This window comes from Marinobacter sp. C2H3, assembly GCF_037080155.1.
Classification (GTDB): domain Bacteria; phylum Pseudomonadota; class Gammaproteobacteria; order Pseudomonadales; family Oleiphilaceae; genus Marinobacter.
Genome location: NZ_JBBBNZ010000001.1, coordinates 1055451 through 1081481 on the forward strand (window position 1 = coordinate 1055451; position 26031 = coordinate 1081481).

The 26031-nt window shown below is 65.6% G+C and carries 27 protein-coding genes; 16 read left to right on the forward strand and 11 right to left on the reverse strand.

Annotated elements, in window-relative coordinates; all coding sequences use genetic code 11:
- Window positions 1-6: 6 nt before the first annotated feature.
- Window positions 7-681, forward strand: a complete 675-nt coding sequence (locus V3388_RS04680; protein WP_336366357.1) for a class I SAM-dependent methyltransferase — start codon at window positions 7-9, stop codon at window positions 679-681.
- On the opposite strand, the gene V3388_RS04685 is transcribed toward V3388_RS04680, so the two are convergent.
- Entirely contained in the window at window positions 642-1673 is a 1032-nt protein-coding gene (locus V3388_RS04685; RefSeq protein ID WP_336366358.1) for a PA2778 family cysteine peptidase, read from the reverse strand. The genes V3388_RS04680 and V3388_RS04685 overlap by 40 nt on opposite strands.
- Window positions 1631-2032: a PA2779 family protein gene (locus V3388_RS04690; RefSeq protein WP_442915606.1), complete on the reverse strand. Its 402-nt coding sequence runs from the start codon at window positions 2030-2032 to the stop codon at window positions 1631-1633. Before V3388_RS04690 ends, V3388_RS04685 begins: the two co-directional genes overlap by 43 nt.
- Before the next feature lie 196 nt (window positions 2033-2228).
- Here V3388_RS04690 and V3388_RS04695 point away from each other — a divergent pair, with 196 nt between their 5' ends.
- Genes V3388_RS04695 through V3388_RS04705 form a run of 3 tightly spaced genes read left to right on the forward strand, consistent with a single transcriptional unit; the run spans window position 2229 to window position 4991 of the window.
- Window positions 2229-3875: a serine/threonine-protein kinase gene (locus V3388_RS04695; RefSeq protein WP_336366359.1), complete on the forward strand. Its 1647-nt coding sequence runs from the start codon at window positions 2229-2231 to the stop codon at window positions 3873-3875.
- Window positions 3875-4630: a PP2C family protein-serine/threonine phosphatase gene (locus V3388_RS04700; protein WP_336366360.1), complete on the forward strand. Its 756-nt coding sequence runs from the start codon at window positions 3875-3877 to the stop codon at window positions 4628-4630. Before V3388_RS04695 ends, V3388_RS04700 begins: the two co-directional genes overlap by 1 nt.
- Window positions 4631-4640: 10 nt before the next feature.
- Window positions 4641-4991, forward strand: a complete 351-nt coding sequence (locus tag V3388_RS04705) for an FHA domain-containing protein (RefSeq protein WP_336366361.1) — start codon at window positions 4641-4643, stop codon at window positions 4989-4991.
- A 48-nt stretch (window positions 4992-5039) separates the two neighbouring features.
- Here V3388_RS04705 and V3388_RS04710 read toward each other — a convergent pair whose 3' ends face one another.
- On the reverse strand, window positions 5040-5780 hold the full coding sequence (locus V3388_RS04710) for a glutamine amidotransferase (protein WP_336366362.1): 741 nt from the start codon (window positions 5778-5780) through the stop codon (window positions 5040-5042).
- Window positions 5781-5941: 161 nt separating this feature from the next.
- On the opposite strand from V3388_RS04710, the gene V3388_RS04715 reads away from it, so the two are divergent.
- Entirely contained in the window at window positions 5942-6553 is a 612-nt protein-coding gene (locus tag V3388_RS04715; RefSeq protein ID WP_336366363.1) for a CAP domain-containing protein, read from the forward strand.
- A gap of 81 nt (window positions 6554-6634) precedes the next feature.
- On the opposite strand, the gene V3388_RS04720 is transcribed toward V3388_RS04715, so the two are convergent.
- The 3 genes from V3388_RS04720 to V3388_RS04730 form a co-directional block, all read right to left on the reverse strand.
- Window positions 6635-7360, reverse strand: coding sequence for a YebC/PmpR family DNA-binding transcriptional regulator (locus V3388_RS04720; RefSeq protein ID WP_336366364.1), 726 nt, complete (start codon window positions 7358-7360; stop codon window positions 6635-6637).
- Window positions 7361-7445: 85 nt separating this feature from the next.
- Window positions 7446-7874, reverse strand: coding sequence for an SRPBCC family protein (locus V3388_RS04725; RefSeq protein ID WP_336366365.1), 429 nt, complete (start codon window positions 7872-7874; stop codon window positions 7446-7448).
- A 116-nt stretch (window positions 7875-7990) separates the two neighbouring features.
- A complete protein-coding gene (locus tag V3388_RS04730; protein ID WP_336366366.1) occupies window positions 7991-8893 on the reverse strand; it encodes an AraC family transcriptional regulator in 903 nt (300 codons plus the stop codon).
- Between the two features lie 128 nt (window positions 8894-9021).
- On the opposite strand from V3388_RS04730, the gene V3388_RS04735 reads away from it, so the two are divergent.
- The 7 genes from V3388_RS04735 to V3388_RS04765 all read left to right on the forward strand — a co-directional run bounded on the left by V3388_RS04735 (window position 9022) and on the right by V3388_RS04765 (window position 17888).
- Entirely contained in the window at window positions 9022-10515 is a 1494-nt protein-coding gene (locus V3388_RS04735; RefSeq protein ID WP_336366367.1) for a CoA-acylating methylmalonate-semialdehyde dehydrogenase, read from the forward strand.
- A gap of 90 nt (window positions 10516-10605) precedes the next feature.
- Window positions 10606-11772 (forward strand): acyl-CoA dehydrogenase family protein, encoded by a 1167-nt coding sequence (locus tag V3388_RS04740; RefSeq protein ID WP_336366368.1) that lies wholly within the window; start codon window positions 10606-10608, stop codon window positions 11770-11772.
- Between the two features lie 95 nt (window positions 11773-11867).
- The gene (locus tag V3388_RS04745; protein ID WP_336366369.1) at window positions 11868-12647 is read left to right on the forward strand and encodes an enoyl-CoA hydratase; all 780 of its coding nucleotides are present in this window, start codon (window positions 11868-11870) and stop codon (window positions 12645-12647) included.
- Between the two features lie 26 nt (window positions 12648-12673).
- Window positions 12674-13753, forward strand: a complete 1080-nt coding sequence (locus tag V3388_RS04750) for an enoyl-CoA hydratase/isomerase family protein (RefSeq protein WP_336366370.1) — start codon at window positions 12674-12676, stop codon at window positions 13751-13753.
- Window positions 13754-13784: 31 nt separating this feature from the next.
- Window positions 13785-14672, forward strand: coding sequence for a 3-hydroxyisobutyrate dehydrogenase (gene mmsB, locus V3388_RS04755; protein WP_336366371.1), 888 nt, complete (start codon window positions 13785-13787; stop codon window positions 14670-14672).
- 356 nt (window positions 14673-15028) lie between these two features.
- Window positions 15029-17167 (forward strand): type VI secretion system Vgr family protein, encoded by a 2139-nt coding sequence (locus V3388_RS04760; RefSeq protein ID WP_336366372.1) that lies wholly within the window; start codon window positions 15029-15031, stop codon window positions 17165-17167.
- A gap of 13 nt (window positions 17168-17180) precedes the next feature.
- Window positions 17181-17888 (forward strand): DUF3592 domain-containing protein, encoded by a 708-nt coding sequence (locus tag V3388_RS04765; protein WP_336366373.1) that lies wholly within the window; start codon window positions 17181-17183, stop codon window positions 17886-17888.
- Window positions 17889-17912: 24 nt separating this feature from the next.
- Here V3388_RS04765 and V3388_RS04770 read toward each other — a convergent pair whose 3' ends face one another.
- The gene (locus V3388_RS04770; protein WP_336366374.1) at window positions 17913-18305 is read right to left on the reverse strand and encodes a thiol-disulfide oxidoreductase DCC family protein; all 393 of its coding nucleotides are present in this window, start codon (window positions 18303-18305) and stop codon (window positions 17913-17915) included.
- Between the two features lie 204 nt (window positions 18306-18509).
- Here V3388_RS04770 and V3388_RS04775 point away from each other — a divergent pair, with 204 nt between their 5' ends.
- From V3388_RS04775 to V3388_RS04785, 3 genes are all read left to right on the forward strand, one after another.
- Window positions 18510-19619, forward strand: a complete 1110-nt coding sequence (locus V3388_RS04775) for an AI-2E family transporter (RefSeq protein WP_336366375.1) — start codon at window positions 18510-18512, stop codon at window positions 19617-19619.
- A gap of 66 nt (window positions 19620-19685) precedes the next feature.
- Window positions 19686-20873, forward strand: a complete 1188-nt coding sequence (locus tag V3388_RS04780) for an alcohol dehydrogenase catalytic domain-containing protein (protein ID WP_336366376.1) — start codon at window positions 19686-19688, stop codon at window positions 20871-20873.
- Window positions 20873-22003, forward strand: coding sequence for a proline racemase family protein (locus V3388_RS04785; RefSeq protein ID WP_336366377.1), 1131 nt, complete (start codon window positions 20873-20875; stop codon window positions 22001-22003). Before V3388_RS04780 ends, V3388_RS04785 begins: the two co-directional genes overlap by 1 nt.
- On the opposite strand, the gene V3388_RS04790 is transcribed toward V3388_RS04785, so the two are convergent.
- Both V3388_RS04790 and V3388_RS04795 read right to left on the reverse strand, forming a co-directional pair.
- Window positions 21976-22758: a DODA-type extradiol aromatic ring-opening family dioxygenase gene (locus tag V3388_RS04790; RefSeq protein ID WP_336366378.1), complete on the reverse strand. Its 783-nt coding sequence runs from the start codon at window positions 22756-22758 to the stop codon at window positions 21976-21978. The genes V3388_RS04785 and V3388_RS04790 overlap by 28 nt on opposite strands.
- Window positions 22759-22796: 38 nt before the next feature.
- Entirely contained in the window at window positions 22797-23237 is a 441-nt protein-coding gene (locus tag V3388_RS04795) for a DoxX family protein (RefSeq protein WP_336366379.1), read from the reverse strand.
- A 123-nt stretch (window positions 23238-23360) separates the two neighbouring features.
- On the opposite strand from V3388_RS04795, the gene V3388_RS04800 reads away from it, so the two are divergent.
- A complete protein-coding gene (locus V3388_RS04800) occupies window positions 23361-24251 on the forward strand; it encodes a LysR family transcriptional regulator (protein WP_336366380.1) in 891 nt (296 codons plus the stop codon).
- 39 nt (window positions 24252-24290) lie between these two features.
- Here the strand turns inward: V3388_RS04800 and V3388_RS04805 are convergent, their stop codons facing one another.
- Together V3388_RS04805 and V3388_RS04810 are read right to left on the reverse strand one after the other, a co-directional pair.
- Window positions 24291-25109 (reverse strand): ABC transporter permease subunit, encoded by an 819-nt coding sequence (locus tag V3388_RS04805; protein ID WP_336366381.1) that lies wholly within the window; start codon window positions 25107-25109, stop codon window positions 24291-24293.
- Complete coding sequence (locus V3388_RS04810) at window positions 25102-26031, reverse strand: putrescine ABC transporter permease PotH (protein ID WP_336366382.1); 930 nt, start codon at window positions 26029-26031, stop codon at window positions 25102-25104. Before V3388_RS04810 ends, V3388_RS04805 begins: the two co-directional genes overlap by 8 nt.

Consider the following 26031-nt stretch of genomic DNA (forward strand, 5'->3'; position numbering starts at 1 on the left):
TCGGCGATGACCTGCACGGTCTGCGAGCGGGGGCAGGTGCAACCCTTCCGGGCCATTGGCCGCCAGGCGTACCATCGCTGCCCGGTGTGCCAGGCCACCCTGATGGCGCCGGAATCCCGGCTGGATGCCGACGCCGAACAGGCGGTGTACGCCCTGCACGACAACGCCGTGGACGACCCGGGCTACCGCGCCTTCCTTCGGCGCCTGGCGGACCCGTTATGCGAACAGCTCAGCCCCGGTGCGGTCGGACTGGATTTTGGCTGCGGCCCGGGGCCGGCACTGGCTCGTATGCTGGAAACCGACGGGTTTTCGATGCGGCTGTACGACCCGTTTTTTTACCGGGACGACGCTGCGTTGGCGACCACCTACGATTTCATCACCTGTACCGAAGTGGTGGAGCACCTGCACAGCCCTGCGGAGGTGTTCCGCACCCTGCATGACCTGCTCCGGCCCGACGGCTGGCTGGGCATCATGACCTGCTTCCAGACGGACGACGACCGCTTCGACCGGTGGCATTACCGGCGGGATCCCACCCACGTGGTGTTCTATCGGGAAGCGACGTTCCATTGGCTGGCCGCTGCCTGGGGCTGGCACCTGGAGATTCCCCGCAAGGATGTGGTGTTGATGCGTAAACCGGTGGCTCAGGGTGCGGCCGGGCACGCCGGCAACGTGCCCGGGTAGTCGGTTCCGTTATCGGTAGCGGCCGGCAGTGTGTCCTGGCCGAAACGTTCGGGCGCCAGATGTTGCGCGCAGGTTAAAGCCTTTTCGGCGGCCTTCGGCCAGCCGGCACGGTTCAGGGTGTAGGCCAGGTTGTTCCAGCCTTCGGCCCGTTCGGGAAAGCGGGTCACGGTCTGTTTGAACCGATCGACCGCGAGAGTCAGGTCCGCCCGGGCGAACGCGAGGTTGCCCGCGGCCATCCAGCCGGCAAATTCCTGCGGCCAGGTTTCAATGGCCGTGCCGTAGGCCGCCTGTGCGGCCCTCAGGTGCCCGGTGCTCTCCAGATCATGGGCCGCCCGAAGGAACGGCAACGGGCTGGCCGTGGCGGGCACCTGATCCGGTGGCAGCATGACCCGCGCCCAGCGGTCCGCCCGGCCCCAGGTAGCCATGAAGGCCTCGTAGGCCATCGGGTAGTGCTTGCGGGTGTCCGTATTGAGAATCAGGGCCCTGGGGTTCTCCCGGTAGCCCACCACCACCGCAAAGTGCCACTGTGGCCACCAGTCGAATCGCAGGTTTTGCATCACCAGCACCGGATGGCCGGCATCAATCTCTTCGATCAGCGCGTCCACCGTGCCGTCCAACGGGTACACCAGCATGCCGTGGGCGCGGGCTGCGGCCACCATTTCCACCTGCAGTGAGCCTTCCCGCCCGGGCAGGTAGACCTCGGGCTTTAGGGCTTCTGGGGAGGTGTCCAACCCCTGGGCCGATAGCATGGTGGCCAGCGCCGCCGGGCCACACTGGTACTTTTCCTGAGGATAGAACGGAACGTCGGACAGCAGATGATTGCGGTTGGCAGACGCCGGCCATTGGGGCGTCGTGGCGCAGCCGGAAAGCAGAAGCGCCGCCGCCAGCAGGGCGACGGCGCTTTTGACCGCCCGCCCGAATCGGTCGGGGCGGGGGTAGGGCGCGGGCGTCACCGGATGCAGTTGACGAACGGGAAGATGTCCGTAGCGCACAGCATGTCGGTGACAATAAACACCAGGAAAAACAGCACGATAATACCCACCACGCCTTCGCCGGCCGGCGCTTCTGACAGGGTATCGTTGAACTGGGCGAGTTCGCTCGGGGTCAGGTTGTTGACCCGGTCGGCCACCTCGTCCTTGCTGACACCCAGCTGGGTCAGCTTTTCCTGAACGTCCTGACGGTCGAGCATGTTCAGCAACTGCTGGCGATCAACGCTGGTCTGTTGCTGCTGGATCAGGTCGCCGGTGCCGACCATGGAGGCCTGGGCGGTGGCGGAAAACGTGCTGGCCAGGGTGAAAACGGCCATCAGGACAAAAGACACCTGTTTAAGGTAGCGGCGTAAGTCGGACATCGTGTTCTCCTTATCGTCGTTAGGGGCAATGTCACTATAGCACGTGCGCATCGGGTCGAAGGTTCCCGTGACCACGGTCGCAGCTCAACAAACGCTTACAAAAAAGCCGGGGCGGGCACTGTCCTGGCGCGCCCGCGCTTTCTAAACTCCCTGTGAATCAATCACAACGCGACGGCGAGCGCCGCCCGAGGAAACGATGTCCGGTCTGCTGTCCTCCATGTTCAGTCTGCGTGCCCTGGTTTTGGCGCTGGCCGCCGTGTTCGCCGTCGCCGCCGACCAAATCCCGATGGTGTCCTGGCTTGACCGGGTCCTGCTCAATACCCTGGGAGTGGCGGACGCCAGCGGCCTGGTGCCGGTACCGCTGCCCCAGGTTGCCGAGGTTCTTGCTCAGCGTGGGCTGATGGTGCCGGACTGGTCCGGCCTGGCGCTGCAGCTCTCGCTGGCGCTGGCGGCGACCTACCTGATGTTTGGTGTGCCCCGGTTGGGCGCGGCGGTGGCGCTGCCGGTTACCCTGTTGCTGGCTGGCGCACTGCTGGTCACCCAGGGCGCGCTGATGTTCTACCGATCCCTGTGGCTGCCCCTGGGGCAGGTCATGACGCTGCTGGGCGTCGGTTATGTGATTCTGCTGTTCTGGCTCCAGCCCCACCGACGCATTGTCGCGCTCATTGATAACGTTCGCGACGCTCGATTGCGACTGGCACACCTGCTGCTCGGCCAGGGTCAGACTGATGAGGCACTGCAGGTCCTCGACGACCTCCCCGCCGCCGTAATGTCCCGCCCAGAGGCTCTGGAGCTTCGCTACCAGATTGCCCTGCAGCAGGAACGTCGTCGCCAGTACGAGCAGGCCCTGACCACTTACAATGGCATTCGGGCACTCAAGCGCCAATATCGCGATGTGGTCGACCGCATTGCCGCTTTGGGCAGCAACGGGCCGGTGGCCATGCCCCGCTCGGGCGCAGCCGATCTGACCCAGACCCTGGTGGTGGAGGCGCCGTCCGTGAGCCGTCCCGTCCTCGGACGCTATGAGATTGTGCGCGAGTTGGGCCGGGGCGCCATGGGCGTGGTGTACCTGGCGACCGATCCAAAGATTGCCCGCACCGTCGCCGTTAAAACGCTGCCGTACGCCGCCCTGGACCAGGACCAGCTGTCGGCCCTCAAGGCCCGGTTTTTCCGGGAAGCCGAAGCCGCCGGACGGCTCAGCCACCCGGCGATCGTGACCATCTATGACGTGGGCGAGGAGCCGGACCTGGCGTATATGGCCATGGACTATGCCCCCGGCCGTCCCCTCAGCGAGTTTGCCCGCCCTGGCCGGCTGTTGCCGGTGGCCACCGTGCTGGACGTGCTGGCCGAGGTGGCGGAGGCCCTGGCCTACGCTCACGAGCGCCGCATTGTTCATCGGGACATCAAACCGTCGAACATTCTCTACGACGCCGAGTCCGGCAGCGTCAAGGTGACCGATTTCGGCATCGCCCGGGTTGCCGACGATTCCATGACCCGCACCGGCAGCGTCATGGGCAGCCCCCTGTACATGTCGCCCGAACAGTTGATGGGACAAAAGGTGACCGGCGCCTCGGACATCTACAGCCTGGGTGCGACGCTGTTCAAACTGGTGACCGGAGAGACACCCTTCCAGGGCGATACCCTGGCCGGCCTGACCTACCAGATTCTCAACAAACGGCCCCGCAGTGCCCGGTCGCTGAACGCCGACCTGCCGGCGGGCGTGGTGCGGGTGATCGGCAAAGCGATCCAGCGGGAGCCGGGCAAACGCTTCGGCAGCGCCGCCGAGATGGCTGAAGCGCTGCGTCGGGCGGCGGCGCGGGAGCTTCGGGAGGCGGCCTCCTGATGGCGTTTACCGTGGCCGGTGAGTCCCACCGGGGTGCCGTAAGAGTGGTGAATCAGGACCGGGTGGCCTGGCGGGAAAGCGCCGATGGCAGCCGCGCCCTGCTGCTGCTGGCAGACGGCATGGGCGGTCATGACGGCGGTGAGGTGGCCAGCCGCCTGGCCGTCGACGCCGCCGAAGAGGTCCTGAAACCGGCCCTGGACGCGGGCGACGCGCCCACGCCGGAACGGCTGCGCGAGCGGCTGGCCAGGGCGTTCCAGGCGGCCGGTGGGCGGGTCCGTGCGGCCAGGCTGGCGGAACCCCGTCTGGCCAGCATGGGCACCACGTTGGTGGCGGTCTGCCTGGAGGACGGCCACGCCGGCATTGCCCACATCGGGGATTCCCGGTGCTACCTGATGCGCGCCGGCGAACCGCCGGTGTGCCTGACCCGGGACGATTCCGTGGTGCAGAACATGATTGACGACGGCAGCTTGCGGCCAGAAGACGCCGGCCGGGCGCCGTTCCGCAACGTGCTGACCCGGGCCGTCGGCACATCCGAGGACGACGAGCCCAGTTACCGGTTCCAGACCCTGGCGCCCGGCGATGCCTTGCTGCTTTGCTCGGACGGTCTGCCGGAAGCGGTCGCGGAGGCTGAATGGCCGGCCGTGGTCGCCGGCGGTGTCAGTGCCCGGGATATTGCCGACCGGTTCCTGGCCCGCAGCCTGGAGCAGGGCGCGCCGGATAACGTGTCCCTGATTTTCCTGATGATGACTTCCTGAGGAGCGCAGTATGGCATCCCTTTCCCAGTTGGTGGACAACGTGGTGGTCAACACCTTTGACCTGTCGCAGCCGGTCACCCGAATCGGCCGGCGGCCCGACAACGATCTGTGCATTGACGAGATTTCCGTCAGCGGCCAGCACGCGGTCATTGAGGCCGCTCCGAACGCCTATCTGGACGGTCTGGTGGATTACTACATTACCGACAGCAACAGCACCAACGGCACCTTTGTGAACGATCTGCCGGTGAACGGCCGGCAGCGGCTGAACAGCCACGACCTGATCCGGGTGGGCTGGAACCAGTTCCGCTTTGTGGACGAGGACGAAAGCGCCCTGGAAAAAACCGCGTTCATCCTCGACTGACCCCGGACGGGCGCCCCGGCCCGGCCTCCAATCCCTTGAATCGCCGGCTCAGCCGGCGCGCTCCTGAACCAGTGCGGCAAACCGGTGCAGCAGGCTGCTGGCGTGCAGGGCCGGTTGCACGGCATCAATCAGACCCTGGGCATCGCGGCCTTCCTGAACCAGGGTCTGGCGCTGGGAATCCAGATACGCCCGCATGATCTCATCGGTAAATTCCGGGTGGAACTGCACGCCCCAGGCGCAGGCGCCGATGCGGAATGCCTGGTGAGGCTCCGCCTCGGAGTGTCCGAGCAGAACGGCGCCCGGGGGCAGGGCGCGAACCGACTGGCGATGGGTCAGTTGGGCCGGAAACCGCTCGGGCAGACCGGCAAACAGCCGGTCATCGGTGGCCTCGGGTCGTAGATGAACCTGCTGGGTGCCGGTTTCCCGCCCGTCCGGGTGCCAGTCCACGTGGCCGCCCAGGGCATGGGCCAGCAGCTGGTGGCCATAGCACACCCCCAGCACCGGCAGGGCGGCGTCTACCGCCCGGGCCAGCCAGGCCGCTGTGGCCTCGCTCCAGGGTTCCCGATCGCTGACCATGGCCGGCGATCCGGTCACGATTACCCCATGCCAGTGGCCCGGCTCTGCCGGTTGCTCGCCGGCGCTCACATCGACCACGGTCACGTCCAGATCGTCCGGCAGGGACCGGAGAAACCAGGCGTCAAAGTCGCCGAAGCGGGCCCGGATGTCCGGATAGGTGGTGCCGGTTTTGAGGATCGCGAGCCGGGGCCGATGTGTAACATTCTGAGTCATATGTATCGCTTCCGCTGAGGTTTATATCAACGCGATGTAATAGTGTAAGTGATTGTATTTTGGGAAGGCTGTTCCCATTTTTCGCTCGTTTAACCCCGTATCTTTTCGCCAGGTCCGCCAGGAGCTGACGCTGGTGGTCACGTCCAAAAAGGGGTTGAGCGATGTCCGGTTTCTCACTGCGTTTTCTGATGATGGTTCTGGCCGTGGCGGCGTTGTCCGGTTGCGGCGGCGGAGGCGGCTCCGGTGGCGCTTCCGGTGGGTCCACCAGCGCATCGGCTGTGTCCGATGAGGTGGCGGTGAACGCGAAGGCCCAGGACAAGCCCGCCACCATCACCCTGAATGGGGCCGAAGTGGAAGAATACCAGGCCGCGATGCTGGAGTACGTCAACGCGGCCCGCAGCCAGGCCCGCAACTGCGGCAGCGAGCGGTTTGACGCCGCCCCTCCGCTGCAATACAACGGCGTTATCCAGGGTGCGGCGGACGAACACACCCAGGACATGGCCACCAACAACTTCTTCAGCCACACCGGCTCGGACGGCCTTCGTGTTGGCGGCCGTGTCACCAAAACCGGGTATGCCTGGTCTGTGGTGGGTGAGAATATCGCCGCGGGTTACGACAGCGTCAAGGCTGTCATGGACGCCTGGGTGGCCAGCCCGGGCCATTGTGCAAACATCATGGATCCCCGGTTTACCGAGTTTGCGGTCAAGCGGATGGACGCCACCGGCGCCGATTACCCGAACTACTGGACCCAGGTGTTCGCGGAAGCCCGCTGATCCGTTGCCCCGCCTCGCCTAACGGGGCCGCCCGTCTGGCGGACCCCGGAACCGGGCTCACGAACCATCGCCAGGGGGCGCTCAGCCCTCGGCGACCTCCGCGTTGTGGAAGACGTTCTGGACGTCGTCCAGCTCGTTCAGCATGTCCAGGAATTTCTCAAACAGGGGAATGTCGTCGCCGCTGACGGGCGTGGACGTTTTCGGCAGGAACTGGATCTCGTCCACATCGAATTCGATGCCCTCAAAGGCCGACTCCAATGCCTGCTTGGCCTTGGCGTACTCGGTGTTGGGGGTGAATACGGTGATCTTGCCGCCCTCGTTCTCAATGTCGGTGACGTCCACGTCGGCGTCAACCAGCGCTTCCAGCACCGCCTCCTCGTCCTCGCCGGAAAACACGAAGATCGCGCAGTGGTCGAACATGTGCGCGACCGTACCGGGCGTGCCGATTTTCGACTTGGTCTTGGTGAAGGCCAGGCGAACGTCGCCAAAGGTGCGGTTCGGGTTGTCGGTCAGGCAATCGACGATCACCATGCAGTTGCCCGGGCCGTAGCCCTCGTAGCGGGCCGGGGCGTAGTCTTCGCCGGCGCCGCCCTTGGCCTTGTCAATGGCCCGGTCAATGACGTGGGTGGGCACCTGGTCCTTCTTGGCCCGATCGATCAACCCGCGCAGGGTCAAGTTGGCCTGGGGGTCGGCGCCGCCGGACTTGGCGCACATGTAAATCTCACGGCCGTACTTGCTGTAGACCTTGGTTTTCGCCGCAGCCGTCTTGGCCATCGACTCCTTACGGTTCTGGTAGGCTCTGCCCATCTGACTGCCTCGTCATACTGTTCTGGAAAAGCCGCGATTTTACTCAACAAACGGGCCCGTGGACAGGCCCCGTCTGCGGGTTGCCTCAGGCCAGTTCCGGCACCCGCCGGATGCCCCGCCGCAAGCCTTGCTCCAGGGCTGAAGACACCAGCTTGCCGGTGAGCGGGACGATGTCCTCGAACCGGATGGTGTAGTGCACACGGGTCTGGCCGTCCGGGGTGTCGTCGAAACGGATACGGCCGACGTGATGGCGGATCGGGCTGCGGCTGGTGATGGTGTATTCGATCAGGGAGCCGGGCTCGAAGTGCAGTACGGTTTCCTCCAGCCCGATCGGGCCGATGCCGATGCGGCGCACGGAGCCGACGCCGTTGGGGTCGGCCTGGTCGCTGTCCCGGATACGCTTGACCGGCGCGCCCAGCAGTTTGCCGAACCGGTGGTGATCGGCAAACAGGTCGAACACCCGCTGGCGGGGTACGTCAAAGGTTTCTGTGATTTCAATATGATACTGGGCCATGGCGGGTCTCTTGTCGTCGTTATCAACCGAAGTCCTGAGGGTATCCTCTGGCGCGGCCACGGGAAAGTCAAACCGCCGGCCAGCCGCCGGTCTGGCCCCCGCTGACCGGTAGGCGATCAGTGCCGTGGCGTGTGCCGGTAATCGCTTGGAGACCGCCCCATGACTTTCTTGAACAGCCGGGAAAAGTAGTAGGCGTCGTCGTAACCCAGGCGCCGGCTGATCTCGGCAAAGCTGGCGCTGCTGGTGTCCAGCATCTGGCAGGCCCGTTCCACTTTCAGGTGCAGGAAGTGCTGGATCGGTGACGTGCCGGTCTGGGCCCGGTAGCGGGTGGCAAAGTGCGCTGGGGACAGGCCGGCCAGTTCGGCCAGTTGGTCCAGAGTGAGCCGGCTTTCCAGGTGCTCGCGCATGTAGTTGTGCAGAGTGTCCAGATCAAGCTGCCGGTCCTGCGGGTTCGGCTCGGTGGCTAATGGCAGCGCCGTCAGCAACTGGCGCAGGCGATTGGCAGCGTGAATCAGCCCCCGGGCCCGGAAGCCGGTCTGGCGTACGGACAGCAGGCCATTGAAGTCCACCAGCAGTCGCGGCTGCCGTCCCACCTGGCGGATCGGTTGTGTGCGGCCAAGGCCCAGATACTGGTGAAATTCCTCCGCCAGGGGACCGGTGTAATGCACCCAGTGAAGGCTCCACGGGTCATCGGGTGAAGCGGTGTAGCGGTGGCTGGCGCCGGCGGGAAGCAGCAGGAGGTCGCCGGCCTGCACCGTGTAGGGTACGCCGTCAACGTTGAGAAAGGCGCTACCGTCCGTGCAGTAAATCAAAAGATTGTCCCGATGGTGCTCCCGGTGCATGTGGTGGCCGGCGGCTTTCCGGTAGTGGCCGAACGCCAGCGGGTACAGGTCGCGAGTCAGCGGATGCCGGTCCAGAACCCGGATGAGTGGCTCCGGCACCACATAGCGAACGCTGTCAGGCGGCACGGGCCATTGAGAGGTTCTTGTCGTGGCGATGGATCGCTTTTCGCTGGTCATCGAAAAATAATCCATCATGCGCGAAATTTAGTCAATCACCGGAGCGCGGAGCGCGTGCTAGGCTTTTGAACATTGAGCGCCGGCCCGTGCGCCGGTTTTCCCGGATAACAACAAACAGGGAACCTGTCATGCAGAACGTACCCCAGTATATTGCGGGCGAATTCGCCCAGAGCCAGACCGACCAGTGGATTGACGTCACCAACCCGGCCACCAGCGAGGTAATCGCCCGGGTGCCCTGTGCCACCGACGATGAAATGAGCCGCGCCATTGCCAGCGCCGGCGACGCCTTCCGCACCTGGCGGGAAGTGCCGGTGTCCGAGCGGGCGCGGGTGATGCTCCGTTACCAGGCGCTGCTGAAAGAGCATCACGACGAGATCGCCGAGATCCTGTCCCAGGAAACCGGCAAGACCTTCGAGGACGCCAAGGGCGACGTGTGGCGGGGTATCGAGGTGGTCGAGCACGCCGGCAACGTGGCGTCCCTGATGATGGGCGAGACCGTCGAAAACGTGGCCCGCAACGTGGACACCCACTCCTGGATCCAGCCGCTGGGCGTCTGTGCCGGCATCACCCCGTTCAACTTCCCGGCCATGATCCCCCTGTGGATGTTCCCGATGGCCATTGCCTGCGGCAATACCTTTATCCTCAAGCCCTCCGAACAGGACCCGCTGACGCCGATGCGTCTGGCCGAGCTGTTCGAGCAGGCCGGCGCGCCCAAGGGCGTGCTTCAGGTGGTGCACGGCGCCAAGGCCCAGGTGGACCGGTTGCTGACGGACCCGGCCATCAAGGCGATTTCCTTCGTCGGCTCAGTGCCGGTGGGCCGCTACATCTATGAGACGGGCACCCGGCACATGAAGCGGGTACAGAGCTTCGCCGGCGCCAAGAACCACATGGTGATCATGCCGGACGCGGACAAACAGCAGGTGATCAACGCCCTCGTGGGCGCGTCCGTGGGTGCCGCCGGCCAGCGCTGCATGGCGATCTCCGTGGCGGTGTTCGTGGGCGAGGCCCAGCAGTGGATTCCTGAACTCAAGGAGGCCATGGCCAGGGTTCGGCCGGGCGCCTGGAACGATTCCGGTGCCAGCTACGGGCCAATCATTTCCGCCAAGGCGAAAGATCGCATCGAATCGTTGATCGCCACCGGCGAGGCCCAGGGCGCCAGCCTGCTGCTGGATGGCCGTGGCTGCCAGGTGGATGGCCTGCCGGACGGTAACTGGGTCGGCCCGACCCTGTTCGGCGATGTCACCCCGGAGATGGACATCTACAAGGAAGAAATCTTCGGCCCGGTGCTGGCCTGCATGAACGCGGACAGCCTGGGTGAGGCGATCGAGCTGATCAACCGCAGCCCCTACGGCAACGGCACCTCCATCTTCACCAATTCCGGCGGTGCCGCCCGTCGGTTCCAGCATGAGATCGACGTGGGCCAGGTGGGCGTGAACATCCCCATTCCGGTGCCTCTGCCGTTCTTCTCCTTTACCGGCTGGAAAGGATCTTTCTACGGCGACCAGCACGCCTACGGCAAACAGGCGGTTCGGTTCTACACTGAAACCAAGACCGTCACGTCCCGCTGGTTCGAGTCCGAGGCGACCTCCTCCGAGGCCAACTTCTCCATCCAACTCCGTTGACGGTGTTGTCGTTGAGGCGTTCGGCCGGGGGCAACCCCGGCCTCTTTTCCTGAAGACCCCGCCTCGTTTTCTACAGACAAGGAGCGCAGCATGGACTTCAACCTGTCCGACGATCAGTTGGCCTTCCGGGACGCCGCCCGGGCCTTTGCTGACAACGAGATGGCGCCCCACGCCGCTCGCTGGGACGCCGAGCACGAGTTTCCTGTGGAGGTGATGAGAGCCGCCGGTGCCATGGGCTTCATGGGCCTTTATACGCCCGAGTCCCTCGGCGGCATGGGGCTGTCGCGGCTGGATACGTCGGTGATCGTGGAAGAGCTGGCGGCAGCCTGCCCGTCGACGGCGGCGTTTATCACCATTCACAACATGGCCACCTGGATGATTGCCTCGTTCGGGTCCGAGGACCTGCGGGCGGCCTTTGTGCCCCGGCTGGCCAGCGGCGAGGCCCTGGCCTCCTATTGCCTGACCGAGCCCGGCGCCGGATCGGACGCCGCCAGCCTGCGGACCCGGGCGGTGCGGGACGGCGATGAGTACCGCATCACCGGCAGCAAGATGTTCATCTCCGGCGCCGGCGCCACCGATGTGCTGGTGCTGATGGCCCGCACCGGCGCTCCGGACAGCGGCGCCAAGGGTATATCCACCTTTGTGATACCGGCCGACGCCGAGGGCATCACCTACGGCAAGAACGAAGAGAAGATGGGCTGGCACAGCCAGCCGACCCGAATGGTGTCCCTGGAGGATGTGCGCGTGCCGGCCTGGCATCGGGTCGGCGAGGAGGGCGACGGCTTTGCCATCGCCATGAAAGGCCTGGACGGCGGCCGCCTGAACATCGCCACCTGCTCCCTCGGCGGCGCCCAGGCGGCGTTGGTGCGTGCCCGCAACTACCTGCACGAGCGAGAGCAGTTCGGCAAGCCGCTGGCCGCGTTCCAGGCCTTGCAGTTCAAGCTGGCGGACATGGCCACCAACCTGGTCGCCGCCCGGCAGATGGTGCGCCTGGGGGCGTTCAAGCTCGACAGCGGTGACCCGGAAGCCACCCTGCACTGCGCCATGGCCAAACGCTTTGCCACCGACGCCTGTTTCGAGGTGGTCAATGAGGCGCTCCAGCTCCACGGGGGCTATGGTTACATCCGGGAATACCCGCTCGAGCGCTACCTGCGAGACCTCCGGGTGCACCAGATCCTCGAGGGCACTAACGAAATCATGCGCCTGATCGTCGCCCGCCGCCTGCTGCAGGACGGCGTGGCCGAGGCGATCCGGTAAAACGGGGGTCAGACAGATCTGGGGTCAGATGAACGTTTCATCTGACCCCGTTTTAACGGGCCCGACGCAAACATCGAACAACAAGGACTCCCACCATGAGTGACCTGATTCAGCTCGAAAAACGCGGACACATCGCCATCCTCACCATCAACAACCCGCCGGCGAACACCTGGACGGCGGCGTCCCTGCGGGCACTGATGGCCACCATCAACGATCTGAACGACGACGCCAACATCTTCGCGCTGGTGGTGACCGGGCAGGGCGAGAAGTTCTTCTCCGCCGGCGCCGATCTCAAGGCCTTCGCCGATGGCGACAAGGCCAACGCCGGCGACATGGGGCGCCTGTTCGGTGAGGCGTTTTCCACCCTCCAGGCCTTCCGGGGCGTCTCCATCGCGGCGGTGAACGGCTACGCCATGGGCGGCGGCCTCGAGTGCGCCATGGCCTGCGACATCCGCATCGCCGAAACCCAGGCCCAGATGGCGCTGCCGGAAGCGGGTGTGGGCCTGCTGCCCTGCGCCGGCGGCACCCAGAACCTGCCCTGGCTGGTGGGTGAGGGCTGGGCGAAACGGATGATTCTGTGCGGCGAGCGGGTGACCGCGGAAAAAGCCCTGCAGATTGGCCTGGTGGAAGAGGTGGTGCCCACCGGCAAGGCGCTGGAGAAAGCGCTGGAGCTGGCCGAGGGCGCCTGTCGCCAGAGCCCTTCTGCCGTGGCCCGCTGCAAGCGGCTGGTGATGAGCGCCCGGGACGCCCGCAGCCACGTGGACGGCTGGCGCATGGAGCGGGAGCTGTTCGTCGAGCTGTTCGACACCGAAGACCAGCGGGAAGGCGTCAACGCGTTCCTTGAAAAACGCGCCCCCGAGTGGAAGAACCGGTAATCCGCCCTACCAGACTGGAGAAACGGATGAGCGACCAACCCATCGTGTTTGATCAATGGACGGCTGCCGACGGCTCGATGATTGCCGTGGCCCGGATCAACAGCCCGCGCAACCTCAATTCCCTGTCCCTGGACATGATCCGCCTGCTGGCTCCGAAACTGGACCAGTGGGCGGAAGACCCGACGGTTTGTGCCGTCTGGCTTGAGGCGGAGGGCGACAAGGCCTTTTGCGCCGGCGGCGACATTGTGTCCTTGTACCGGAGCATGACGGAGCCCGGTGGCGGCAACCTCGGCCAGGACTTCTTCCGTGAGGAATACGCCCTCGACTACCGCATCCACACCTTCCCGAAGCCGGTGATCTGCTGGGGCCACGGCATTGTCATGGGTGGCGGCATCGGCCTGATGGTGGGAGCGTCCCACCGGGTGGTCACCGAGCGCTCCCGGCTGGCCATGCCGGAAGTCAACATCGGCCTGTATCCGGACGTCGGCGGGGGCTGGTTCCTCAACCGCATGCCCGGTAAAACCGGCCTGTTCCTGGGGCTGACCGGCGCCCACCTGAACGGCCCGGATGCGATTTTCGCCGGCATGGCCGACCGGTTTATCCGGCACGATCTCAAGCCTTCCGTGGTGGACGCCCTGTGCCAGAGTGACTGGGCGGCCGCGCCGGCAACGGTTGTGGTCGGGCGGGTGCTGAGGGACGCCGAGCAGCGCAGCGCGGCTGACCGGCCGGATTCGCCGCTGCAGGCCCACCAGGCGACGATTGGCCAGGCCCTGGACGCGCAAACGCTGCCCGAGGCGGTCGCCGGCCTCGCCGGGCTGGTGGGCCGGGAGGACTGGCTTGGCAAAGCCACCAAGGGCTTGGCGGGTGCCTCTCCCACGTCGATGGCACTGGTCTGGCGGCACCTCGAGAGCTGTCGTCTGGACGGATTGAAAACGGTCTTCGACAAAGAACTGGATCTGTCGGTGCGCTGTCTGGAAAAAGGCGAGTTCGCCGAAGGCGTTCGGGCCCTGTTGATCGACAAGGACCAGCAACCCCGTTGGCACTACCCGTCGGTGGACGGGTTGGAAGAACGCTGGATCGATGGATTTTTTACCACACAACAATAACGCGGTTGATGGCAACCGAAGGGGAATAATCATGGCAAAGATCAGCTTTATTGGCCTCGGAAACATGGGCGGCCCGATGGCCGCCAACCTGATCAAGGCCGGTCACGAGGTGACCGTCTTTGATTTGTCCAAACCGGCGGTGGAAGCCCTGGTAGCGGAGGGCGCCCGCACCGCGGAGACGGCCCACGCCGCCATTGAGGGCGCGGACTGCGTGATCACCATGCTGCCCGCAGGCCAGCACGTAGAGGCTGTTTACCTCGGCGATGACGGCCTGCTGGCCGCGTTGCCGAAAGACACCCTGGTGATTGATTCCTCCACCATTGCGCCGGAGACCGCCCGCAAGGTCGCCGAGGCGGCGGGTGAGCGTGGCCTCGCGTTCCTGGACGCCCCGGTGTCCGGCGGCGTCGGCGGCGCCAAGGCGGGCACGCTCACGTTCATCTGCGGTGGCGAGGCGGCCACGTTCGAACGGGCGAAGCCGATCCTGGAGAACATGGGCAAGAACATCTTCCACGCCGGCCCTCACGGCGCCGGGCAGGTGGCCAAGATCTGCAACAACATGCTGCTGGCCATCCTGATGGCCGGCACCAGCGAGGCCCTGGCCCTGGGCGTGCGCAACGGACTGGATCCGGCGGTGCTGTCGGAAATCATGAAGCAGAGCTCCGGCGGCAACTGGGCGCTGAACGTCTACAACCCCTGGCCGGGCGTGATGGACGGTGTGCCTGCCTCCCGTGATTACCAGGGCGGCTTCCTGGTCAAGCTGATGACCAAGGACCTGGGCCTGGCGTTCGACAACGCGGTGAAGAACCAGGCGTCGATCCCCATGGGTTCACTGGCCCGGAACCTGTTCCAGCTGCACGCCGGGCAGGGCAACGAAGACCTTGACTTCTCCAGCATCCAGCGCCTGTATCGGGGCGAGTGAAGGGGGACGCCGGGCATCGCCTTGACGGTGTGCCCGGCGCCCGTGCCGGGATGCTGTACGGCTATGCCAACCGGTGTATGGAATGTGTCATGATATTTTACAGTGTCACGCTCATTTGATTTTAAGGTGTCACTGGGCCTGATTGGCCTGGGCGTCGTCCGTCGGCGTCAAGCCGCCTGACCGGCGGTTTATCGCCCCTGAAACGCCCCGGTTATCCGGGGCGTTTCTCGTTCTGGGGCCGGTCCGCCGAGCGACCCGGGCCGCTGGATTTTGGTCCTCGGTGCTGCTACTGTTTCGCTCCGTGTCCCAGGAAGGCGGCACGCTATGGATGGATCAACGCTTCAAGGACGGAAGCCATGCCTCAGCCCCGAGGATTACAGTTTACCCTGACCGTGGGTGGGCTTTCCCCCGATGTTTTTTCCGTTGTCAGCTTTGAGCTGACGGAACGCCTGTCGGCGCTGTTTGATGGCGTCATTCATCTGGCCAGTCACCAGCCGGACATTGCCCCTGAAGCGGTGCTTGAACAGCCGCTGGTACTGACCGTGTGGCAGCACCATCAGCCGCTGCGCCAGTTCACCGGCGTGGTCTGTGAGCTGGGCCGGGGCGCCACCGGCCACCACCGAACCCGCTATCACCTCCGGTTCCGCCCGCCCGCCTGGCGCCTGGAGCTCCGCCAGAACAGCCGCATTTTCCAGAGCCGTACACCCGAGGCCATGGCCGGCGCGCTGCTGGCAGAGCGAGGGTGCGCCGACGCTCGCTGGGACCTTCGCCGGCAGGTCGCCGAGCGGGAATATTGCGTTCAGTACCGGGAGCGGGACTGGGCGTTCATCGAGCGCCTGGCGGCCGAGGAAGGCTGGCACTATCGCTATGATCACGGCCGTCCGGACTTTGGGCCGGGTGATCCGGAGTCCGCCGGCGCCGCCCCGTCGTTGGTCTTCGCCGATCACCATCGGGGTGGCCCACGGCTCCCGCCCGTGCGCTATCAGCAGCAGGCCGACGGCAGCGGCGTTGAGGACGGCGTTTTCCGGTTCCGTTTTACCGAGCAGGTTGGTGTGGCCTCGGTGGCGCTGCAGGACTACGGCTTCCGCCGGCCCGACTACGCCCAGTGGCACCAGCAAGAGGCGTCGGCAGGCCCCGGGCGCAGGGACTATGAGCACTTCGATTACCCCGGCCGCTTCAAGTCCGATGCCACCGGCTCGGCTTTTACCGGTGCCCGGCTGGATTCGCTGCGGCGGGACACTCGCGTGGGGCAGGGGCAGAGCGGGCGGGCGGATTTCTGCCCCGGTGCACGGGTGTTGATGCAGGCGCATCCGGATGCGTCCCTGAATCGGACCTGGGTGATCACCTCGGTGGCCCACAGCGGCCAGCAACCCCAAGCGCTGGAAGGCGAAGCGGGGGAGGGCGGCACCACCTACTACAACGGCTTTGAGGCGGTCCCGGACGACGTGATCTGGCGCCCGGCGTATCGTCCGCCGCCCCGGATGGCCGGCCCGCAGATCGCCACCGTCACCGGCCCCGAGGGTGAGGAGGTCCACTGCGACGTTTATGGCCGGGTAAAAGTCCGGTTTCCCTGGGATCGCAGCGACACCCCGGATGCGCACAGCAGCGCCTGGCTGCGGGTCAGCCAGGCCTGGGCCGGCCCCAACTACGGGTTTTTGGCGCTGCCGCGAGTGGGCCACGAGGTGATTGTCTCGTTTCTGGGGGGCGATCCGGACCAGCCGGTGGTAACCGGGCGCACCTACCACGCGGTCAACCAGCCGCCGTACCCCCTGCCGGAGCATCAAACCCGCACCACCCTGCGTACCCGGACGCACAAAGGCGAGGGCCACAACGAGCTGCGCTTTGAAGACCAGGCCGGTGCCGAGCAGGTGTTGGTCCGTGCAGAGAAAGACAAAGACGTGCAGGTAGGGCGTCAGCGGGCGGAGACCATTGGTAACGACCACCATCGCACGGTCCGGCGGCACCACCTGAACCAGGTCCGGGGCGACCGTCACCAGTCCATTGGGGGCAGCCGCCGCGATCAGGTGGGCGGCGACGACAGCCTGACCGTGAACGGCCGCTACCAGCGCCGGCAGGGCACCAGCGAGCGGATTGACGCGGGCACCGAGATTCACCACCAGGCGGGACTCCGGCTGGTCATCGAGGCGGGCGCCGACGTCACCCTGAAGGCTGGCGGCAGTTTTGTTCGCCTGAACCCCGCCGGCATCACCGTATCCGGGCCCACGGTGCGCATGAACTCGGGCGGCGGCGCCGGGCCGGGTACGGCGGCCGCGCCCCGGCCACCCCGGCTGCCCGAGCCGCTGAAAGAGAGCGACCGTCGGGCCAGCCCGGTGGCGCTACCGGTGCTGCCACCGCGCCCCGTGATGCCGCCCGCCGCTGAACCCATTCCCGGCGGCGACCTCGCCCTGCTGGCGGCCGCCGCCGACGGGGAACTGGTGGTCACCCCATGTCAGCTCGATGCCGAAGGACGGTGTCAGATCCATCCCAACCACTGAAAGGAAGCAACCCATGAACGTTGAAAAACTGCTCAAACCCATGAAATACACCTTCACCCTGATTGGTGCCGCATCACTGGCGCTGGCGATCTACCTGCTGATGGACACCCGCGCTTTTCTCGACTCAGCGGCCAAAGCACAGGGAACGGTTCTGGATTTCGAGGTCGCCCGGTCGTCGAAGTCCACTAGCTACTACCCGATCGTGGCGTTCCGGGATACTCGGGGCGAGCGCATCACCTTTACCTCAAGCACCGGCAGTTACCCGCCGGCCTACAGCCGGGGTGAAGCGGTGACCGTTCTGTATCCGCCGACCAACCCTGGCGACGCCCAGCTGGACGGGCTGTTTTCCCTCTGGGGGGGCACCCTGATTTCTGGCCTGTTTGCGGTGATTTTTGGTGGCGTCGGCGTGGGCATGCTGGCCTGGGACAGGAAAAAGCGGCGTAAAACCGAAGATTTGAAGGCTCATGGCGTGGAAGTGATGGCCCGGTTCCAGTCGGTGGAACTGAACACCGGTTTTTCAGTGAACGGCCGTAACCCGTTCCGCATCCTGTGCCACTGGAAGAACCCCAATACCGGCGAAGGCCATCTGTTCACCAGCGACAACCTGTGGTTTGACCCCACCCGGTATATCACCTCGGACACCGTGCCGGTGCTGATCGATGAGAAAAACCCCGATCGCTACTGGGTCAACACCTCGTTCCTGCCCCGGGTAGCGGGCTAGTATCCGGTCTGGCCGGACGGGACACTACGCTTCCCGACTGTCGCCGCTGGCACAGGCTGTGCCGGTGGCGCAGGCGTATTTGCGGGCGAACCGCCGGTCCGCCCAGCGCTCGTACGCCCGGTTGGCTATCGGGTAAATGCCGGGCCAGAGCAACGGCTTGAAGAGCCAGCCGACGGCGGTGTGGGACCAGGCCCGGACGGTGGCGTTCAGCCCGGTCACCCAGTCGCCGGTCGGCGTCATCAGGTGCAGCCGCAGCAGAAGCTCTTCCCGGGAAGGGAGCGTCTCGCTGGTGGGGTTCTGCTGGTGAACGTCCGCAAACAGCAGGTTCCCGTCCTGAAGTTTCCGCAGGGTCCGAATCTCCCGGGCGCACAGGGGGCATCGTCCATCGTAAAACAGCGTGTCGAACTGCGGGTTCATCGGAAGCTCCGTTGGGACGTTCATTGATGTGCCTTGGAATACGATGTCTGCCCGCGTCCCGGTTCACTTTTGCGCACGGGCAAAAGACCGTGACCGGTGTGTCATGGGCGCAGCATGCAGCCGGATGCCGCAGACGGTACACTGGCCCATTGCGCTGGCGTTCGTCTCCAGCCGTTTCCTATCCACCCAGAACGGACCAACGCCATGGATGACCCCTCATCGAACCCGGCCGATCCCGCCAATGAAGAGCCTCAACAACCCCGTGTCCTGCGCGACCTGACCACGCCCATCTACGGTCTGTTTACACTGGGCATTTTGTATACCCTGTACGTGGCCCACCAGATCATCCTGCCGATCCTGCTGGCCATGCTCCTGAGCCTGCTGCTGGCGCCGGTGGTTAAAAAACTGTACGTCAGTTGGCGTATACCCCACATGATCAGTGCGCTGGTGCTGGTGGTTCTGGTCACCGGCGTCATCGCCGGCGTCGGCTGGGCGGTCGCGACACCGGCACTGACCTGGGCCCAGAAAGCACCGGAGAGCCTCTCCCGCCTTCTGGTCGGCGAAGGCACGTTGATGCAGCAGATCAACGAGGTCCAGCGGTCTGCGGAAAAAGTCGAGGCGTCGGTCCAGAAGCTGTCTGATAACAAGGGCGCCCAGCCCACCGCGGTCGTGCTGCAGACCGATTCCTGGCGCAGCCAGTTAATGTCACAGGTGCAAAGCGGTTTGGCCGGCCTGGCGCTGACCCTGGCGCTGACCTATTTCCTGCTGGTCAGCGGCGACGGCCTGATCCGCAATTTCACCCGGCAACTGCCGCGCCGGCACCGCAAGACGGTGCTGCGCATTACCCACGGCTCCCAGCGGGAAATCGCCCGGTACCTGGCCGTGGTGGGTGTCAGTAACGGCTCGGTGGGGGTGCTGACCGGCCTGCTGTGCTGGGGCATCGGGCTGCCGGACCCGGCGGTTTGGGGACTGGTCGCCGGCCTCGCCCGGTTCATTCCCTATCTGGGGAATCTTCTGACCATCGGGCTGCTGGCGGTGGTCTCTACCACCACCTTGGATACACCCTGGATGATGCTGCTGGCCCCGGTCAGCTTTGTGGTGCTGACCACCATCGTCGGGTTTTTCCTCGAGCCCTGGATTCACGGATTCCGGATGGCCATCAACCCGGTCATCATCTTTGTATCGATCTTCTTCTGGGGCTGGCTCTGGGGCCCTTTGGGGGTTCTGCTGGCGGTACCTCTGATGACGGTCATCCAGGTGGTGCTCAAACAGATTCCGTCGCTGCGACCGGTGTACCGGGTGATTGCTCGCTAGCGCCGGTCACGTCCTCTATGCTGGTTGGAGGATACCGAAACCAACCCGCACGGAGGTCCGACACCCATGACCGTTCATACCCTGGCTTCGAACACCCGGATTCCGGACACTCTTATTCCGAAAACCATGAAAGCCATGGTACTCACCGGCCACGGCGGCATCGACAAGCTGCAGTATCAGGACGTGCCCACGCCGGCACCGGGCCCGGGTGAGGTGCTGGTGCAGGTGACGGCGACCGCCAAGAACAACACCGATCGGAAAGCCCGGGAAGGGCTGTACCCAACCCGCAAGGGCGAGACAACGTCGTTCCGCATGGGCGGCAAAACCACCTTCACCTTTCCCCGCATTCAGGGTGCCGACGTGGTGGGCCGGGTGGCGGCGGTGGGAGAAGGGGTGAGTGAACACCGCCTGGGCGAGCGCGGCCTGCTGGACTTTAACCTGTACGCGAACGACCGCAGGGACATCAACCTGACGCCGGACTATTACGGACACGGCGCCGACGGTGGCTACGCCGAGTATGTGGCGGTACCCTCGGACCAATTTCATGCCGTGCCCAACCCGGAGCTGGCGGACGCCGAACTGGCGGCGATGGGCATGTGCTCCTACCAGACCGCGTTGCACATGCTGACCTCCGCCCAAGTCCGGGCCGGTGAACGCGTGCTGGTCACCGGCGCCAGCGGCGGCGTCGGCACCGCGCTGATCCAGCTGTGCCGGATTTTCGGGGCGATTCCCTATGCCCTGAGCCAGGCGGACAAAGCCGATGCCCTGGTGGCCCTGGGCGCCGAGGCGGTGCTGGACCGGGGCAACATGGACACCTTCGTGGAGCGGCTCAAGGCGGTCACCGGCAACCGGCCTCTGGACGCGGTGATGGATCTGGTGGGCGGCGAGATGACTGACCGGTTCATCGACGCCATGATTTTTGACATGAACGCCCGCTCGACCTACCCACGGCTGAGCATTGCCGGCGCCAGCGGCGGCAACATCAGCGAGATTCTATGGACCCGGATTTATCTCTATCAGGTGCAGATTTTCGGCGTCTCCCACGGCACCCGGGAGGAGGCGGAAAAGCTGGTCCAGTGGATACGTAACGGCCAGCTACGCCCGGTGCTGCACGGGGCGTTTCGCCTGTCCGAATTGCACGCGGCGGAGCGGTATTTTATGAACCGGGGCAGCGGCTACCTGGGCAAGATCGTGATCGTGCCCGACGCCCAGTGGCCCGAGCACGGCCAGCCCTATGCCGTGGAGAAGCACTGATGGTACCCAGCCCGAGGCCGAACCCGAACGAGCGGACCCTGCAATTGATGGACACCCACGCCGGCGGCGACGTCAGCCGGATTGTCACCGGCGGCATCACCGCGTTGCCTGGTGCCACGGTGCGCGCCCAGATGGAATACCTGCGGGATCAGGCGGACGGCCTGCGCCGCCTGTTGCTGGAAGAGCCCTATGGCATTCCGGAAATGTCCGTGGACCTGCTGGTACCGGCCGCGGATCCGCGCGCGGCGGCGGGCTATATCATCATGGAGGTCATGGGGTACCCGATTTACTCCGGTTCCAACACGATTTGCACCGCCACCGCCGTTTTGGAAGCGGGCCTGGTGCCAAAGAAGGAGGGTACCCAGCGATTCATGCTGGAGTCCCCGGCGGGGCTGGTGAACATCGAGGCCACGGTGCGTGGCGGCGTGGTGGAGGCCATCACCTGCGAGGGGTTGCCCAGCTACATCGATACCCACAACGCGACCGCGTCGGTGCCCGGTCTGGGGACGGTGAACTACAGCGTGGCCTACAGCGGCGGCTTCTATGCGCTGGTGGATGCGGCCAGCCTGGGTTTCCGCCTGACCCTGGACGAGGAGCGCGATCTGGCCCGCACGGCTCACGCCATCGTTGAAGCGATCCGGGCGGAGCGGGGCTTTTCCCACTACACCCTGGGGGACGTGGGGCCGCTGCCGTTCCTGCACTTCATGGGGCCGGAGGAGCGGATTGCCGATGGCTTCACCCGCTCCCGTTCCGCCACCTACGTGCATCCCGGTGTCATCTGCCGCAGCACCACCGGCACCGGCACGTCCGCCCGGCTGGCGCTGATGCGCCTTGAGGGACGTTTACAACCCGGGGACCGCCTGGAAACCGTGTCCCTGCGGGAAACCGGGTTCATCGGTCAGTGCACGTCGGTGGAGCGCCAGGGTGACCACGAGGTGGTACACAACACCATCACCGGCCGGAGTTTTGTGCTCGCCCGTTCCGAGATCGTGGTGAACCCCGATGACCCGATGGTCTCCGGTGATGGTCTTCAACACATTCTTTCTGACGCCCGGGGCGGATCCTTTCATGCCGGTTACTCCGGTCAGGCCGGTCCTGAGGGTCAGGCGGACGGATCCCGGAAGACATAGGCGTCCATCACCAGCGCCCCGTGTTCGGTGCCCCCATCGATCCAGTCGGCGGGGCAGGCATGCCCGGCTGCACCGGCCGCCACCAACAACGGCAGGAAATGCTCCGTGGTGGGGTGCGCCCGGCGAGCGTGGGGTGCGTCGTCCAGCGTCCGAAGCAGCCGCTCCGACGCACCGGCGGTCACCGCCTCCCGCACCCATCCGGCGAACGCCCCGGCGTAGCCGGCCGCCTCCGCCGCGTGCCAGCGAACATCCCTGAGGTTGTGGGTCAGGCTGCCGGAGCCGACAACCAGCACCCCCTGTTCGCGCAGTGGCGCCAGCGCCTGCCCCAGCTCCCAGGCCGCCCGGGCGTCCAGGGGGTCCGGCAGGGCCACCTGGAAAACTGGCACATCGGCGTTCGGGAACAGATAGCCCAGAGGCACCCAGGCGCCGTGATCCAGCGGCCGTTGTGGGTCCGCCGTTGCCGCCCAGCCCGCCTCGGCCAGGCACTCCAGAGCTACCCGGGCCAGGCCCGGGTGCCCGGGCGCCGGGTACTGCAGCCGGTACAGCGCCTCGGGGAATCCGCCAAAATCGTGCAGGGTCGCCGGCGCCGGCGTGGTCATCACCACCGGCCCCGGTGCCTGCCAGTGGGGGGATACCATCAGAACCGCCTGCGGCCGGGGCAGGGACGCCCCCAGCCGGGTCAGCGCCGGCCCGGCGAGGCCGGGCTCCAGGGCAAAGGTGGGCGCGCCGTGGGACACAAACAGGCTGCGAATCATGGTGCGTTCCTCCCCAAAACGGTCCGATATGTGGTGAATCAGTGCCCGGCCAGACGGCGATCCAGCGAGCCTTTGCCGCCGCCGGTGATCAGCAGCGAGACGGAAATCGCCAGCAGCGCCAGGGCAAACTCATAGCCGTTGTTGCTCATGAACAGGCCATTAGGCAGGTGCACGCTGAAAATCGCGACCAGCATGGCAAAGCTGAGCGCCGCGCTGGCCGGCCGAACCAGCAGCCCGATAATCAGGGCCAGGCCGCCGAAGAATTCCGCGCCGCCCGCCAGCAGGGCCATCAGGTAGCCGGGGCTCAGGCCGATGGAATCCATCCATTGCCCGGTGCCGTCAAGGCCGTAGCCGCCAAACCAGCCAAACAGTTTCTGTGAGCCGTGGGCGGCGAAAATGATGCCGGCGGGAATCCGGAGGGCCAGGGTGCCCCAGCCGGCTTGAGTGGACAGCAGTGCCTGAACGCGAGAGTTGCTCATGATCGTTCCTTCCTTTATCGGGTGTCTCAGTATGCGTGAGTGCATGGTGTGACTTTACGCTGCTCGATAAATGGGATAAACACAGGTATCAGGGATAAACTGTTCCACAAAATGAGATAGTCCATGGATCGACTTCGGGAAATGCAAACGTTCTGTGCGGTGGTGGACGCGGGCAGTTTCGCGGCAGCCGCGGACGCCCTGGGCCTGTCGCGGGCCGCCGTTTCCCGCGACGTTAACGACCTGGAGAGCCGGCTGGGCGTACGGCTGCTGCACCGCACCACCCGCCGCCTGTCGCTGACCGCGGAAGGCGAGGTGTTCCAGGAGCGGTGTCGGGAACTGCTGGCGGGCGTGGCCGAAGCAGAGGCGGAGGTGACGGCCCGCCGGGGCGTGGCGCGGGGCAAGCTGCGCCTGAACGTGCCGGTCAGTTTTGGCATCAGCCACCTTGCGCCGCTGTGGGGCCGCTTCCACCAGCAGTATCCGGAGGTGGACCTGACGGTGGAGCTCTTGGACCGGCTCGCGGACATCGTGGACGAGGGCTTCGATCTGGCCATCCGCATCGCCCGGCTACAGAGCTCCACCCTGATCAGCCGGCAACTGACCACCACGCGCCTGAAGGCGTGCGCCTCACCGGAGTACCTGAGCCGGCACGGCCAGCCCCGCACGCCGTCCGAACTGGCCAGCCACCGGACCATTGCCTACAGCCACTTTGCCTCCGGCAACGACTGGCCATTCGACGGTCCGGCCGGGCCGGAGACGGTGAAGGTGCGGCCGTGGATGCACGCCAACAACGGCGAGACCTGCTGTGCGGCAGCACTGGCCGGTGAGGGCATCATCCTCCAGCCCGGCTTCCTGGTGAACGGTGCGATTGAACGGGGCCACCTGGTGCCCCTGCTGACGGACTACGAGAGCCGGCGGCTGGGGGTGTATGCGGTGTACCCGAGCCGCCGGTTTGTGACCCCGAAAGTCCGGGCCATGGTGGACTTTCTGCTGGCGGCCCTGCCGGAGGAAGTCTAGCGGGCGGTCAGGCCGCCCGGTGTCCCGTGGATGGCGTGCCTATCCCCGGCGACGGCGCTTGTCCGCCCGCCGCATCCAGAACCAGGCCAGGAACGCGATCACCGAGACGGACAGGATGATGATCGTCGCGAGCGCGTTGATCTTCGGCGACACTCCCATGCGCACGGACGAGAACACCACCATGGGCAGAGTGGTGGAACCCGGGCCGGAGACGAAGCTGGCGATCACCAGGTCGTCCAGGGACAGGGTGAAGGCCAGCAGCCAGCCGGAGACCAGGGCCGGGGCGATCACGGGCAGGGTAATCACAAAGAAGGTCTTCAGGGGTGTGCAACCCAGGTCCATGGCGGCCTCCTCGATGGAATGGTCCATCTCCCGCAGGCGGGCGCTGACCACCACCGCCACATAGGCGCTGCAGAAGGTGGTGTGGGCCATCCAGATGGTGGCCATGCCCCGGTCCACCGGCCAGCCGATCAGCTGCGCCATCTGCACGAACAGCAGCAGCAGGGACAGGCCGGTGATCACGTCCGGCATCACCAGCGGCGCGGTGATCATGCTGGACAGCAACGTGCGGCCCCGCATGCGGGGAAAACGGGTGATCACGAAGGCGCACAGGGTGCCCAGGCACACCGCCATGCTGGCGGAATAAAAGGCAATGCGCAGGCTCATCCACACGGCGGTGAGGATCTGCTGGTCCCGGAACAGCTCGGCGTACCAGTGCACGGAAAAGCCCGCCCACACGGACACCAGCCGGGAGGCGTTGAACGAGTAGACGATCAGCACCGCCATCGGCAGGTACAGGAACAGCAGGCCGATCACCAGCATGGACCGGGAGAACCCCGGCGGGCGCAGTCTAGTCATCGTTTTCCATCTCCCGGGCCTGGAAGCGGTGGAACAGCACAATAGGCACCAGCAGCAGCGCCAGCATCACAATCGCCAGGGCGGAGGCCACCGGCCAGTCCCGGTTGTTGAAGAACTCCTCCCACAGCACCTTGCCGATCATCAGTGTGTCCGGGCCGCCCAGCAGCTCCGGAATCACAAACTCGCCCACCGCCGGGATGAATACCAGCATGGAGCCGGCCAGGATGCCGGCTTTGGACAGGGGCAGGGTGATGGCCCAGAAGGTGGTGAGGCTGCGGCAGCCCAGATCCGAGGCGGCCTCCAGCAGGCGCACGTCCAGCTTCACCAGGTTGGTGAAAATGGGCAGCACCATGAACGGCAGGTAGGCGTAGACCATGCCCAGGATCACCGCGAACTGGGTGTTGAGCATGCGGATGGGTTCGTCAGTCAGCCCCAGCGCCTGCAGGCCGGTGTTGATCAGCCCCTGATTGCCGAGGATACCCATCCAGGCGTACACCCGGATCAGGAACGAGGTCCAGGACGGCAGCATCACCAGCAGCAGGAACACCAGCTGCCAGTGCCGGGGCGCCCGGGCCATGGCGTAGGCCATCGGGTAGCCAATCAGCAGGCACACCAGGGTGGCGAGGAACGCGGTCTTGATGGAGCCCCAGTAGGCGGCCACATAAAGGCTGTCGGAGGCCAGAAACAGGTAGTTGCCAAAATTGACCACCACCGAGAGGGTGTCGTCCACCCACCGGAACACCGGCTCGTAGGGCGGGATCGCCATCACCGCCGAGGTCAGGCTGATCTTCAGCACCAGGGCGAACGGCAGCAGGAAGAACACCAGCAGCCAGGCGAAGGGCACGCCAAACACCACCCGCCGGTGGAACAGCACCGCACGCACCCGCTCGGCCAGGGGCGTGGTCAGGAGTTTCCGGGTCAT

What these genes read in the sequence shown, in the direction of transcription:
- V3388_RS04720 (WP_336366364.1), bottom strand. Translation starts at nt 7,360, where the DNA reads ATGGGCAGAGCCTACCAGAACCGTAAGGAGTCGATGGCCAAGACGGCT.
- V3388_RS04690 (WP_442915606.1), bottom strand. Translation starts at nt 2,032, where the DNA reads ATGTCCGACTTACGCCGCTACCTTAAACAGGTGTCTTTTGTCCTGATG.
- V3388_RS04785 (WP_336366377.1), top strand. Translation starts at nt 20,873, where the DNA reads ATGGTACCCAGCCCGAGGCCGAACCCGAACGAGCGGACCCTGCAATTG.
- V3388_RS04730 (WP_336366366.1), bottom strand. Translation starts at nt 8,893, where the DNA reads ATGACCAGCGAAAAGCGATCCATCGCCACGACAAGAACCTCTCAATGG.
- V3388_RS04735 (WP_336366367.1), top strand. Translation starts at nt 9,022, where the DNA reads ATGCAGAACGTACCCCAGTATATTGCGGGCGAATTCGCCCAGAGCCAG.
- V3388_RS04680 (WP_336366357.1), top strand. Translation starts at nt 7, where the DNA reads ATGACCTGCACGGTCTGCGAGCGGGGGCAGGTGCAACCCTTCCGGGCC.
- V3388_RS04775 (WP_336366375.1), top strand. Translation starts at nt 18,510, where the DNA reads ATGGATGACCCCTCATCGAACCCGGCCGATCCCGCCAATGAAGAGCCT.
- V3388_RS04705 (WP_336366361.1), top strand. Translation starts at nt 4,641, where the DNA reads ATGGCATCCCTTTCCCAGTTGGTGGACAACGTGGTGGTCAACACCTTT.
- V3388_RS04770 (WP_336366374.1), bottom strand. Translation starts at nt 18,305, where the DNA reads ATGAACCCGCAGTTCGACACGCTGTTTTACGATGGACGATGCCCCCTG.
- V3388_RS04750 (WP_336366370.1), top strand. Translation starts at nt 12,674, where the DNA reads ATGAGCGACCAACCCATCGTGTTTGATCAATGGACGGCTGCCGACGGC.
- V3388_RS04810 (WP_336366382.1), bottom strand. Translation starts at nt 26,031, where the DNA reads ATGACCCGGAAACTCCTGACCACGCCCCTGGCCGAGCGGGTGCGTGCG.
- V3388_RS04745 (WP_336366369.1), top strand. Translation starts at nt 11,868, where the DNA reads ATGAGTGACCTGATTCAGCTCGAAAAACGCGGACACATCGCCATCCTC.
- V3388_RS04725 (WP_336366365.1), bottom strand. Translation starts at nt 7,874, where the DNA reads ATGGCCCAGTATCATATTGAAATCACAGAAACCTTTGACGTACCCCGC.
- V3388_RS04700 (WP_336366360.1), top strand. Translation starts at nt 3,875, where the DNA reads ATGGCGTTTACCGTGGCCGGTGAGTCCCACCGGGGTGCCGTAAGAGTG.
- V3388_RS04765 (WP_336366373.1), top strand. Translation starts at nt 17,181, where the DNA reads ATGAACGTTGAAAAACTGCTCAAACCCATGAAATACACCTTCACCCTG.
- V3388_RS04780 (WP_336366376.1), top strand. Translation starts at nt 19,686, where the DNA reads ATGACCGTTCATACCCTGGCTTCGAACACCCGGATTCCGGACACTCTT.
- V3388_RS04760 (WP_336366372.1), top strand. Translation starts at nt 15,029, where the DNA reads ATGCCTCAGCCCCGAGGATTACAGTTTACCCTGACCGTGGGTGGGCTT.
- V3388_RS04740 (WP_336366368.1), top strand. Translation starts at nt 10,606, where the DNA reads ATGGACTTCAACCTGTCCGACGATCAGTTGGCCTTCCGGGACGCCGCC.
- V3388_RS04800 (WP_336366380.1), top strand. Translation starts at nt 23,361, where the DNA reads ATGGATCGACTTCGGGAAATGCAAACGTTCTGTGCGGTGGTGGACGCG.
- mmsB (WP_336366371.1), top strand. Translation starts at nt 13,785, where the DNA reads ATGGCAAAGATCAGCTTTATTGGCCTCGGAAACATGGGCGGCCCGATG.
- V3388_RS04695 (WP_336366359.1), top strand. Translation starts at nt 2,229, where the DNA reads ATGTCCGGTCTGCTGTCCTCCATGTTCAGTCTGCGTGCCCTGGTTTTG.
- V3388_RS04710 (WP_336366362.1), bottom strand. Translation starts at nt 5,780, where the DNA reads ATGACTCAGAATGTTACACATCGGCCCCGGCTCGCGATCCTCAAAACC.
- V3388_RS04715 (WP_336366363.1), top strand. Translation starts at nt 5,942, where the DNA reads ATGTCCGGTTTCTCACTGCGTTTTCTGATGATGGTTCTGGCCGTGGCG.
- V3388_RS04795 (WP_336366379.1), bottom strand. Translation starts at nt 23,237, where the DNA reads ATGAGCAACTCTCGCGTTCAGGCACTGCTGTCCACTCAAGCCGGCTGG.
- V3388_RS04790 (WP_336366378.1), bottom strand. Translation starts at nt 22,758, where the DNA reads ATGATTCGCAGCCTGTTTGTGTCCCACGGCGCGCCCACCTTTGCCCTG.
- V3388_RS04805 (WP_336366381.1), bottom strand. Translation starts at nt 25,109, where the DNA reads ATGACTAGACTGCGCCCGCCGGGGTTCTCCCGGTCCATGCTGGTGATC.